Consider the following 11,997-nt stretch of genomic DNA (forward strand, 5'->3'; position numbering starts at 1 on the left):
GAAGAAGCATAACTCTCTTTCGCAGGAATACAAGCGGCTCCGATAGATTTTGCCATGTGGAAATAGCGCACCTTATGTTGAAATATTGCCTTAGGCATGGCGGCTTTAACTTTGGCTCGCCGTACAAAAATCTGTCCATGATCGTTTGGTGAAATGCCATCGCTGCATCCATTTCACTGCGAGATGATCAAAAGGTGTATGGGCAGTTGAAGTAGAAGGTAAGTGAGGCAATCAACATGTCGAATTACACAAAAGATCCTGAAGCGGTTTCGCGGCTTTCTCCGGAACAGTTTCGAGTGACACAGAAGAACGGCACGGAACGCCCGTTTGAGAATGAGTTCTGGGATCACAGCGAACCCGGGCTCTATGTCGATGTGGTCTCTGGAGAACCGCTCTTCTCTTCCCTCGACAAGTTTGACAGCGACTGCGGCTGGCCGAGCTTCACGAAACCGGTCCAAACGGAAAATGTCGAGGTGCACCCCGACAATACTTTGGGCATGAGCCGGACTGAGGTGCGGTCGAGCCACGGCGACAGCCATTTGGGCCACGTCTTTGATGACGGGCCTCGAGATGCGGGCGGGTTACGCTACTGTATCAACTCTGCATCGCTACGCTTTATCCCTCTTGACGAGCTCGAGAGCGAGGGCTACGGCGATTATGTGAAACTGTTTGAAGCCAAGGAGCACAAATAGGTATGTCCACATCACACGAAACAGCAATACTCGCGGGCGGATGTTTCTGGGGTATGCAGGATCTGCTGCGACGCTATCCTGGCGTCTTTTCAACCCGCGTCGGCTATTCGGGCGGCGACGTTGCAAATGCGACCTATCGCAATCATGGGAGCCACGCTGAAGCGATCGAGATCGTCTTTGACCCGCAGCAGCTGAGTTATCGGAAACTGTTGGAGTTTTTCTTTCAAATTCACGATCCAACCACGTTGAATCGTCAAGGAAACGATCTGGGAAGCAGCTATCGCTCCGCCATCTTTTTCACGAACGACGAACAGAAACGGATTGCCGAAGATACCATCGCCGATGTTGACGCCTCGGGCCTTTGGCCGGGCAAAGTCGTCACTGAAGTGAAGCCGGCCGGGCCTTTTTGGCAAGCCGAACCGGAGCATCAGGACTACCTGGAGAAGTACCCGAACGGATATACCTGCCACTACATCCGGCCTAATTGGAGTCTTCCGCACCGTGCGGCCTGATAATCCCGCTTCATCATCGAGAGCTTCTGTCCTCGTGGAGCTGTTTAGGACGGGTAGAAGCATCCGACGCAGGAACAGCAGCATAATTCGAATCGGCAACGCCGTCCATTAATCTAATAACTGCATGAAGAAAATAGGCTTTCTCTCTTTCGGCCATTGGACGGCTTCGCCGGGCTCGGAAACGCAATCAGCAGCTGACGTGCTCCTGCAGTCTATCGATCTCGCCGTTGAAGCCGAGCGCTTAGGCGTAGACGGAGCCTACTTCCGTGTTCACCACTTCGCGCGGCAGCTGGCATCCCCGTTTCCCCTCCTTGCAGCGGTTGGAGCCAAAACAAAGAAGATCGAGATCGGCACTGCTGTTATCGACATGCGCTATGAAAACCCGCACTACATGCTGGAAGACGCCGGAGCCGCCGATCTTATCTCGGGCGGACGCCTGCAGTTAGGAATCAGCCGGGGTTCGCCCGAGCAAGTGATCGAGGGCTGGCGATATTTCGGTTATGAGCCCGCTGAAGGCGAAACCGATGAAGAGATGGGCCGGCGTCATGCCACAGAGTTTTTTGAGCTTTTGCGCGGCGAGGGCTTCGCTCAACCAAACCCGCGTCCCATGTTTGCCAACCCACCGGGGCTCTTGCGTCTGGAGCCATACTCGGAAGGCTTGCGTGAGCGTATCTGGTGGGGAGCAGCTTCCAATGCAACTGCGATATGGGCAGCGAAACTCGGAATGAACCTGCAATCTTCAACTCTCAAATTCGACGAGACAGGTGAGCCATTCCATGTTCAGCAGGCCGCTCAAATTCGCGCCTTTCGCTCAGCCTGGAAGGATGCCGGCCACACCCGCACTCCGCGGGTCTCCGTCAGCCGGAGTATCTTTCCGCTGGTCGACAGCCGGGATTGGGCCTACTTCGGCCGATCAGGCGAGGAGGCAGACAAGATTGGCTTCATCGAGGCAAACAAACGGGCGATTTTCGGCCGCAGCTACGCTGCCGAACCGGATGTTCTCGTCGAGCAACTCAGGGAAGACCAAGCTATCGCGGAGGCCGATACGCTTCTGCTAACGGTGCCGAATCAACTTGGTGTCGCCTACAACGCACATGTTATGGAAGCAATTCTGACGACTGTTGCTCCCGCGCTCGGTTGGCGTTAGTAAACAAAAACGAACGCCAACTCGAAGCGGTTTAGCGTCATTGCAAGACGAGATCGGCTCCACTGCCATTATCGTCAATCTGAAATGAGAGGGAGCCTGCTGACGAGGCCGGTCTCATGGCGAGGCTCTTTCCATTTATCTGCACGCGACTTAGGTTCGGCTGCCCGCCATAAACCTCTACCTGGATCTTTGTCCACCAAGGTTTATATGAGCCTTCGTGAGGACTGATGTTAATGGAGAGCGTATTGCCTTTCTGTTCGCATCCGAAGTGCATGCGGAGAAACTCTCCACGCTGAAATGCGGTCGTCTTGCCGTCGTCCAGGTAGAGTGAACCCTGGCAATCATCTCCGACATACACACGCAACGTGAGTGGCCCTTGCGGCGTCTCATTGGTGCTTTCGACCAGAGGAGCCATGGGAAGCATCGCACCTCCTCGAACGAATACTGGCACGGTTTGCGGATCGGGCTGCAGGGATGCAGTGAGAGGTGCTGCGGGCGTGGATTGTCCCTCATGCAGTGCGCTTGCATGAACATTGAAGAGCTCCTCACCGGTCCAGAAGTTATACCAATGATTCGTTGGGAACTCGGCCACGTACCGGTCTAACTCTTCGGGAGATGGCGGCGGCGCGACGATCAGATCGTGTCCAAGGAGAAACTCTCCGGAGGCGGGTAGATCAAGATCGAGAGGATGGCCGTCCGAGGCCGCATCGGGATACTCAAGGAAAAGCGGACGCTCCATCGGCATGCCGGTGCGTGAAGACTCCTCGGCCAGCGTATAGAGATAGGGCATGAGCCGGTAGCGAGTCTCGATAAATTTACGGCGAATGTCTTCCTGCTCTTTGCCGCCAACCCAAGGCTCCTGATCTCCTGTGCCTTCTTCTGTGTGATCGCGATCGATGGGCTGGAACGCTGCGATCTCCATCCACTTGGTCAGTAAATCAGACGCCGGCGTGCCCGCATATCCGCCGGCATCGGCGCCCGCGAAGGCGAACCCACTGAGCCCGAGGTTCTTGAGCATGAAGGTGGTCATGCGCAGATGATTCCAGCTGCTGCTGTTGTCGCCAGTCCAAGTTGCGGCGTAGCGCTGACCTCCGGCGTAAGTAGCCCGCGTCAGGACAAAAGGACGCATCTCTGGATCGAGCGATTTCAATCCCTCGTAAGTAGCGCGAGAATTCTCCATCCCGTAAACATCATGAATCTCAGCGTGTGTCGCTGTGCGAGTTACAAATCCCAGCTCGTCGATACGATGAACAACGTCCACCGGCATGGTCTTTGTCGGCGAATCAAAGATTGACGGCTCATTCATGTCGTTCCAGAAGCCTTCGATCCCTTGCTCATGGAAGCCGCGATAAAGCGTGCCCCACCACACGCGCGTCTGCTGCCGGGTGAAGTCGGGAAAGACGCTGGGGCCCGGCCAGACTTTGCCGGTATAAATCGAGCCGTCAGGATTCTTCACAAAATGGTCGCCTGCGATGCCGCTGTCATAGGGTAGATAACTCAGATTGGGCAGCTTCGCAATATGCAGATCGGTGATGGCCACGATACGAAAGTTTTCCTGCTTCAGCTGTTTCAGCATGCCCGTGAAGTCAGGAAAACGCTCACGGTCGACACTGAAAGGCCGGTTCTTTTCCTGAAAGCCGATGTCGAGATAGATTGCGTCAGCGGGAATGCGGTCTTTGCGCAGGCGCTCCGCTACTTCCAGCACTCGCGCTTGAGGGACATAGCTGAAGCGGGACTGTTGATACCCAAGCGACCAAAGCGGCGGAAGCGGCGGTTTGCCCGTCAGCCACGCATAAGTCTCGACGACCTGCTTCGGCGCGGGCCCGTAAAGGATGTAGTAGTCGAGCGGGCCATCCTCAGCGCCGAAGGAATAGATACCGTCATTGGTTTTTCCAAAGTCGAAACTGGTGCGCCAGGTGTTATCGAGAAACACTCCGAGCGCGATGCCGGCTCTGTAAGTCATAAAGTAAGGAATGGCTTTATAGAGTGGGTCGGTCGACTCCTGAAAACGATAGGCATCGGTATTCCAGAGTGAAAATGCTTCTTCCCGGCGATCGAGAGGACCGGTCTTATCGCCGAGCCCGAAGTAATGCTCATCGAGCGGCATCACCTTCGATATCTGGAAACTGTGGCCTTTGAAATTGATGGGAAGAGCATCCCGTTGGAGGACTTTTCCTGCAACGTCGCGCACTGTCATCTTCAAATCTGCTTTCGATATTTCGACAGATAGCGACTTTGTTCTGAATCCAACAGAGGTTTCGCTGGAGATGGGGACCACTGCAACGATGCTCTGGCGTGCCTCTGGCAGCACCGCCCAGGACGCATCTTCCGGCATCGCGCCATTGCGGCCGATCCGCACTCGGACCACATCGTCGCGCAGTGCTGTGATCTCTTCGCGAGTGTCGCCGTCTTCGACTGCCATACCATTTGGGAGCGCCGAAAAGGAAGTTCCATGATCGAAGGCGAATATGCCTGTTGGAGCCGATGTTTGAGCCGTAAGAGAAAGAGCCGGGAGAAACAAGCAGGACGCCGTCACGAGAAAAGCAATAAAAGATCGCATGAATACCTGTCGAATTGAAATAGATGTGCGAATGAACTTTGGGACGGCATGTACTTATGGCGCATCATCCAGATTGGACGAGTGGGAATCTTCGACGGCAATTACGGAGGCCTGCCGCCGCTTCTGTTGAATAGCCTTCATCTGCGCAATCGCAAGTTCGGCTGCGGGTTGGTCGCCTGCCTTGGAGTAGAGCCGTGCAAGCTGATAATGCAAGCCGCCATCTTCATCGCTTGCAAGACCCAGCGTGAGTTCTCGAATCGCATCCGTCCCCTTCCCATCTGCCGCATACGCCTTGCCGAGCAAGGCGTGGACGTGCGGCAGCATCTGCGGCTTGGAATGAAGCCCCTTCAGAAGGTAAGGCTCGGAGGCGGCGAATCGATGCTGCGCGATCAAAGCTTCCCCCATTATGGTATTGGTCTCGAGATCGTCCGGCGTTTGCGCTAGAGATCTTTCCGCGATCGCAATTGCCTGATCAATCTTAGCGTCACCGAGATAAGCTGAGGCCAGTCCCATCATCGCGCCAGTATCTCCGGGTGCAATCTCCAAGGCTTTTTGATACTCGTTCTCCGCATCTGCGAAGAGCTGGCGCTGCCGATAGATATCGCCCATGAGCAAATGACTGCGCGCAGAGTTTGGCTCAAGTTGTTCAAACTGTGCCAGCGAATCCTGTGCGAGTTTTTCGTTTGCCTTAAGTGACCAGTAGAGACCTGCCGAAGATAGTACCGGGATCTTCGCCAGTTCAGCTCCAGTGTCTGAGGTTAACTTGTAATTGCCGGAGAAGTAGGAGCAGACCGCCAGCAGTCGCAGTGTCTGCGAACTTCCACTCTTGAGGCCAGCGCGAAGGTGTTCCACGCATTTCGCATCGTTCCCTTCCTGGAACGCTCGTTCCGCGTCGGATAAGGAAAGAGGCGCAGACGACGAGCCATCGTTAGAATTACCCATTGGTTGATTGCCCTGTGCTGTATGTTTCAAGGCTGTCGCAATCTCTTCCGCTCCGCTTTGCTGTGAGAGAAATTCTTCGAAGCTATTTCTGTCATGCTGCTTCATCCCAGCGAATAAAGCATCTGAATGCGACGTGATAAATTCCGCATTTCTTGACCAGACCTGTTGCAGTAGTCTCATCGCTTCATCTGGCGAGCCTCGTTCTACCGCGATGCGTGACTGTCCGAGAAGTGCGATGGTGCACTCCGGATGTGCGGAGCGTTCGGCTTGAAAATCTCTTGCTGCATCCTCCAGCTTGTTCTGCAGAATTTCGAGAAATCCCTGTTCAGATAGCATGCAGTCGGGCTGATCCTTTGCGGCCAGCACCTGATGATAGAGGTCCTCGGCCTCCTTGTAGCGGTCTTGCTTCACCAACGCTTCGGCATAAAGGGCTTTGGCATAGGGAGAATCGGGACTACGCGCGGTCATGGTTCTCGCTTCATCTTCAACCTGATGCAGGTAGACAATGCCGAGGGCGAACCATGCTGAGCTCTGCTTCGGATCTCTGTGAATGGTGCGCTGCAACTCCTCGGCCGCGAGACGGTATTCTCCCAGCGAAGAGTAGGCGCGTCCCAGCGTCAACGACGGCAGCGGATCAATGTCGTTCATTCTTTCGGCTTTCAACAGAAGCGGCACCGCTTCTTTTTGCTTGCCAGTGCGCACATAATCGATGCCGAGAAATAGATTTGGGACATAGAGCGACGGACGAATCCTGTTGGCTTCTCTGAAGCTCTGAATCGCGCCTTCATAGTCGCCTGACTCATGCTGCATCAATCCGAGATTAGCCCACAGCTCAGGCACATCCTGTCGAATCTTTACAGCTGCTTTGTAATCGGTTGTGGCGGTGATGTAGTCGTTTGCACTCTGCGCCTTCTGCGCGTCGGCGAGGATCGACTGTAAAGAGGACTCCTGCTGGCCGAAGCTGTTTCCAGCCAGCAGGAGAAGGAGTGCGAATGTGAAGCGGAGGCTCAAGGAAGCATCACCAGTAGAACTTTCCGGCGAATTGGACGGTTCGCGATGGGAATGCATTGGTGATCTGCCCAAAGCTGGACGCGCAACTGGAGTCGGTATTCGGATCGCAGCCTGCATATCCAGTGTTCGGGGTGTAAAACTGCGCGTGGTTAAAGGTGTTGTAGAGCTCGGCGCGGAATTGCAGTCGCATTGCCTCACTGAATTGCCAGTTCTTCATCAGTGCCGTGTCCCAGTTCTGGTAATGCGGCCCACGCAGATAGGAGAAGTAGCGAGGAGATGTCCCGAAGGTTCCGTAGGGAGCGAAGGCAAATGCCCCGGTGTTGAACCATTCGTGGATGCTCTGGTTCGGTGTATGCACATCCCCGATTACGTCGGGACGAGGATTGCCTCCATAAGAATTGTAGTTTGATCCGCTGATGCTCAGCGGAAGTCCGGATTTGAAGGTGGCGATCTGTGAGACCTCCCATCCGCCAACCACGGCATCGGCAAGACGGTTCATGTGTCCGCCAACTGCGCGGTTGCGCCCGATCGGCAGTTGATACACATAATTCGCTACCAGGCTGTGCGGTGTGTCGGACCCATCGACGCTCTTCTCGGCCGCCAGATTGTAGTTATTCGCGGGCCCCTGGTTGCCGGCGTATGACCAGTTTTGGTTTCCTTCCACGTTGTCGAGGAACTTGGAGTAGGTGTAGGAAACCAGCGCAGTGAGGCCGCGGCTGAAGCGATGGTTGTAGTTCGCCTGCAGCGCGTTGTAGATGGAGAACCCAACCGGCGGATCGTTCTCGCTCACGCCGCAATACTGCGGATAAGGGGAAAGAAGATGCGACTGGACGATTGTTGGCTGATCGAGGGCGCAGCTGCTGGTTCCGGCTGCAATGGCTCCGTAAAAGGGATTTGCAACGAGCGTGTTCAACGTAGCAGCTCCCTGGGCAAGATATTTGGGATCAAGCTGGCTGCGATTGATCGAGGCATTGATCATATGCGTGCCGTGGTTGCCGACGTAGTTTACATCGAGCAGATCGTTCGATGTCATCGCCCACTGCAGTCCGAAGAGGTATTGCTGCACGTAGCTGGACTTGCGGCTGATGAACGCGCTGCCTACGCCGTTGCCTACTTGCTGCAGGCCTCCGAGCGAACTCCCGGTGATGGGTATGTAGCCATTCGGCCATGGGTTCGCGAGCGAGACGGCCGGATTGGGTGTGATCGAGTCCAGCGTTGCGGGGACATTCGTCTGACTGGCGAAGCCCGCACTTTCTCCGGGAAAGCAGCAGGTGATGGATGGCGGATAAAAGATGCCATAGCCTCCGCGAAAGACAATCTTCGGGAAGGCGCGGTAACTGAACCCGATGCGAGGAGCTACGTTTTCGTAGTTCGTGTCGTAGACGCCGCGTTGACTCGATGAGAGGAACTGCAACTCGCCGGGCAGCGTCTCACCCACCGCTGAGCTGATGGGATTGGTCGCCGCCGGATTGAAGGTCGAGGCGATGTTATGCCGGTAGGTTGGCGCGGTCTGGAATTCATAGCGGATGCCGAGATTCAGCGTCAGCTTCTGCGTCGGCTTCCAATCATCCTGCAGATACCAGCCGAGATAATGTACGGCGACGGCTGGATTGTAGGTAGTTCCGGTGGAGCCGCCATCGAGGACGCCTAGCAGCAACTGCGCAAGGCCATTGCCTGTTGAAAAGGGCACGGGATTGTTAGGATCTGGGCCCGAGGTGAACGTTCCGTTCGAAACCAGTGTTGACTGGAAGTAGTTCGCCTGGTCGTCTTCGAGCTCCGCGCCCATGAATCCGAAGTTGAGGGTGTGCCTGCCCAGCGACTTGATGAAGTCTGCTGAAAAGCTGCCGATGGGGCCGTGGTTTGTCACGGTTTCATTGGTCAGCGGCCCGAGGGGCGACTGGCTGCCGATGGTCACGATGGGAAACTCGGGGCTGTTGGCGTCGAGATACGAGGGCAATCCAAGCCCAGTGGGCTGGAAGCCGCGCGACTGGTTGGTCGATGTCTCGTGCCATAGCTCCACGCCGGTGAGCAGGTTCATGGTGAAGGTCGGACTGAACACTTGGTTATAGCCGAAGACGAGATTCCAGCGATTGTTCGGCCGCGAGTTTCCGGGGCCGGCGGGATCGCTCGATCCCCAGTAGGCGGGCGTGCCTGTCTTGTACTCCTCTTTGTAAGAGTAACGGCCATAGATACGAATGTCTTTGCTGAGGTTGTGGTCGATACGGAGCAGATATTCATTCGAGTGAGCAGGAGCTGTTCCCGAGGCAAAGAAGTTACTGGAGAGACCCGAGCCGGTGGGTTTTGGGTAAAACGAGGCGAGTTTAGCGCCAATAGAGTTCTGGGGACCGAGCGTGTTGATATTGTTGCCGGCTATCGGATCGCGGATATATCCGGTTTGGGTCGCCACCAATCCTGTCGTGGGATCGACCGTTCCCGCCGTGATGGGCCGCGTGCTGCGCGGATTGTAGATTTGCCCCAGATAGATGGGGCGTCCCAGAGCATCGGTGCTCATTTGCGGACCGAGCAGCGCAGAGAAGTCTCCATTTAGAAAACCAGCCGCCGGAACGGTGAATGTGCTGTTGACCGGCGTAGCCAGGCTGAGATGCTCATAGAGGCCGAAGATGAAGGTCTTCTCACGCTGCTTGTAGAGGCCAGGGATGTAGAGTGGTCCGCCTGCCGATACGCCGGTCTGGTTTCTGTTGAAATCTCCCCGCTTGATGCCGTTGTGATTGTTGAACCAGAGGTTCGCATCGAGCGCATCGTTGCGGTAAAACTCGTACACATCGCCGTGAAAGGAGTTGGTTCCCGACTTGGTGACGACGTTCACGACGTTGCCCGTGCTCCAGCCGTATTGCGCGGTAAAGGAGTTGTTTTGAACCTTGAACTCCTGCACCGAATCCACTGATGGGACGTAATCAACGGCGCCCCACTCGGGATCGGTGTCCCAAATACCGTCGAGCAGGTACGCGGAGGTCCCGAAGAAGCCGCCGGCAAAGTTGAGGAAGGAGATGTCCTGATCCGCGTCATCGGTGCTCGGGCCTCCGCCGCCGAGGAGCTGCTGGCCTTCGGAGGTGTTATTCACCGAGGAGTTCAGCGTCGCCAGCCCATAAACATTGCGCAGGTTGAGAGGCAGTTCCACTACTTGTTTGCCGTCGATGTCGGTAGAGATGTTGGCATTATCGGTGTTGAGCTGCGAGGCCTGCGCGTTGACCACCACCTGCTGCGCCGCTGCGCCGATGGTTAGAGTGACGTTTTGCGTCGCCGACTGCCCGGCGTCGAGGATGATGCCGGTCTGCCGATAAGTCTCGAATCCGTGCGCCTGAATCGTCAAAATGTATGTCGATGGCGGCAGTTGGGAGAAGAGATAGCGGCCGGTTGCATCGCTGGTATAGACTCGCGAGACACCCAACTGCTGGCTCTCCAGTCTGAGAGTTGCCTGGGGAACGACCGCCCCTGAGGGATCGGCCACATTGCCGCTGAGCGTAGCCGTGGTTACTGCGAGCTGCGCGTATCCTAGAGAAAATCCCAGCAGCAAGATCAGCAGGACCAGTGGCCCGTGCTTTTGTATGTCTCTCACGATTTTCAATGTTGCCTCCCGAAATAGACCCTGAAGCACTGTTCTCCGCTGCCTCTGCCGCCTGTTCCTGCGAAGCTTTGGACGTTGTTTCAGAGCACGGTCCTTATAAGGGCAAAGAGAAATGGTGAATAAGGTCCTTGCGGCAAGGCGGCACGGTAATTTACCTGTAAAGCACCGTCAATTGCGTTTTATTTTGTATGGCTTGCGCCGTATGGCGGAGAAGCGGGAGCTTATCTCTGCGATGTATAATCCATCGCGGAACTCATTGTCGCATGCTACTTGACTCAGCAACGGGCACCCATTCTGTCCTGACCAAAGAAGAAAAGACTGCGATTCAGGAGCAGATGGAAAGACTGGTAGCAAGTTCCTACTTCAGTCATAGCCGCCGCTTCCCAAGTTTCCTGCGCTTCGTGGTTGAGCAGACGCTTGCCGGTCACGAAGATGTGCTGAAGGAGCGGACCATCGGCATCGAGATTTTCGGCCGGCCGGCTGACTACGACACCTCAACCGACCCTATCGTCCGCGTGACGGCCGCCGAGATCCGCAAGCGCATCGCTCAGTATTACCAGGACGCCGGACATGAGCACGATTTACGCATCTCGCTGCCTGCCGGATCGTACGTACCTCAGTTTCAGTTGCCACACAGTTCACCAATCACAGATGCGGGCAGCGCCGAGCATACCTCGCTTCTAGAAAACCCCTCTTCGGAGCTATCGGCGACGGCAGAGGTAAAGGGATGGAACTCGTGGAAGCTTTTCGTGTCCGTGGCATTGATCTTGATTCTGGCCTTGGGCGCGAGCCTTTGGATGTGGCGGTCAGCGCGGCGAACGCCCTTTGAGTTCTTCTGGGAACCGATGCTGACGTCGGGCGATCCTATCCTTATATGTGTCGCCGATCAGAAGCAGTATTCGACGATTGCCCTGCGCGACGCCAACGATCAGAGCCGGCAGACAATCCTGCCCGACAATCTAATCGCCGTGGTCTACGACGACCTGAGCCCGACGGTGAAGATCGCGGGTATTCTGCAGGCGAACGGCAAGAAATACAGCCTGCGCAGCGAGAGCACGACTAACCTAACAGACTTGCGTGGAGGGCCAACGGTTTTCGTCGGAGCCTTTGACAATACCTGGACGCTGCGCTTGGTGAAGCCGCTGCGCTATCACTTCGCCAACGATCCTGCGATGACCAGGCTGGGGATCGTCGACGCCAATGCGCCCACAGCGATGCGGTGGTTTGTCGACAGGACACAGCAGATGGCCACCAACAACTATCGCGACTACGCTATCGTCGCACGCTTCACCGATCCAACGACCGGTAAGCTGGCCGTGATCAGTGCGGGCGTGGGACGTGGCGGCACGATTGCCAGCGGAGAGTTTCTTACCGACTCCTCAAACCTCGCGGAGCTGATGCGTGCTGCCAAGGCCGCTGGCGACAAGAAGAATATGGAAGCCGTGATCAGTACGCAGATCATCGGCGGCGAACCCGGCTCGCCCAAGATGGAAGCGGTCTACTTCTGGTAGACAGACGAAGCCTGTCCGCTCCCAGATTTTATCCCC

7 protein-coding genes are annotated in these 11,997 nt (G+C 56.0%); 4 read left to right on the plus strand and 3 right to left on the minus strand.

What is annotated here, in order from left to right; translation table 11 throughout:
• Positions 1–236 precede the first annotated feature (236 nt).
• The 3 genes from msrB (at position 237) to XX99_RS23450 (ending at position 2,351) form a co-directional block, all read left to right on the plus strand.
• Positions 237–692: a peptide-methionine (R)-S-oxide reductase MsrB gene (msrB, locus tag XX99_RS23440; protein ID WP_050061856.1), complete on the plus strand. Its 456-nt coding sequence runs from the start codon at positions 237–239 to the stop codon at positions 690–692.
• Positions 693–694: 2 nt separating this feature from the next.
• A complete protein-coding gene (msrA, locus tag XX99_RS23445; RefSeq protein WP_050061857.1) occupies positions 695–1,204 on the plus strand; it encodes a peptide-methionine (S)-S-oxide reductase MsrA in 510 nt (169 codons plus the stop codon).
• 124 nt (positions 1,205–1,328) lie between these two features.
• A complete protein-coding gene (locus tag XX99_RS23450) occupies positions 1,329–2,351 on the plus strand; it encodes an LLM class flavin-dependent oxidoreductase (RefSeq protein ID WP_050061858.1) in 1,023 nt (340 codons plus the stop codon).
• Between the two features lie 37 nt (positions 2,352–2,388).
• On the opposite strand, the gene XX99_RS23455 is transcribed toward XX99_RS23450, so the two are convergent.
• The 3 genes from XX99_RS23455 to XX99_RS23465 form a co-directional block, all read right to left on the minus strand.
• Positions 2,389–4,773 carry a glycoside hydrolase family 31 protein gene (locus tag XX99_RS23455; RefSeq protein ID WP_231581581.1) on the minus strand — a complete coding sequence of 795 codons (2,385 nt, stop codon included), beginning with the start codon at positions 4,771–4,773 and terminating at the stop codon, positions 2,389–2,391.
• Between the two features lie 192 nt (positions 4,774–4,965).
• Positions 4,966–6,864: a tetratricopeptide repeat protein gene (locus XX99_RS23460; protein ID WP_050061860.1), complete on the minus strand. Its 1,899-nt coding sequence runs from the start codon at positions 6,862–6,864 to the stop codon at positions 4,966–4,968.
• Between the two features lie 7 nt (positions 6,865–6,871).
• Positions 6,872–10,441 carry a TonB-dependent receptor gene (locus tag XX99_RS23465; RefSeq protein WP_184084556.1) on the minus strand — a complete coding sequence of 1,190 codons (3,570 nt, stop codon included), beginning with the start codon at positions 10,439–10,441 and terminating at the stop codon, positions 6,872–6,874.
• Positions 10,442–10,713: 272 nt separating this feature from the next.
• On the opposite strand from XX99_RS23465, the gene XX99_RS23470 reads away from it, so the two are divergent.
• A complete protein-coding gene (locus XX99_RS23470; protein ID WP_050061862.1) occupies positions 10,714–11,961 on the plus strand; it encodes a hypothetical protein in 1,248 nt (415 codons plus the stop codon).
• Positions 11,962–11,997 lie beyond the last annotated feature (36 nt).

This window comes from Silvibacterium bohemicum (assembly GCF_001006305.1).
GTDB lineage: Bacteria > Acidobacteriota > Terriglobia > Terriglobales > Acidobacteriaceae > Silvibacterium > Silvibacterium bohemicum.

Bases quoted from the DNA above. Each gene is read 5' to 3' on its own strand.
- msrB (WP_050061856.1), top strand. From the start codon at position 237: ATGTCGAATTACACAAAAGATCCTGAAGCGGTTTCGCGGCTTTCTCCG.
- msrA (WP_050061857.1), top strand. From the start codon at position 695: ATGTCCACATCACACGAAACAGCAATACTCGCGGGCGGATGTTTCTGG.
- XX99_RS23455 (WP_231581581.1), bottom strand. From the start codon at position 4,773: ATGGCAGTCGAAGACGGCGACACTCGCGAAGAGATCACAGCACTGCGC.
- XX99_RS23470 (WP_050061862.1), top strand. From the start codon at position 10,714: ATGCTACTTGACTCAGCAACGGGCACCCATTCTGTCCTGACCAAAGAA.
- XX99_RS23450 (WP_050061858.1), top strand. From the start codon at position 1,329: ATGAAGAAAATAGGCTTTCTCTCTTTCGGCCATTGGACGGCTTCGCCG.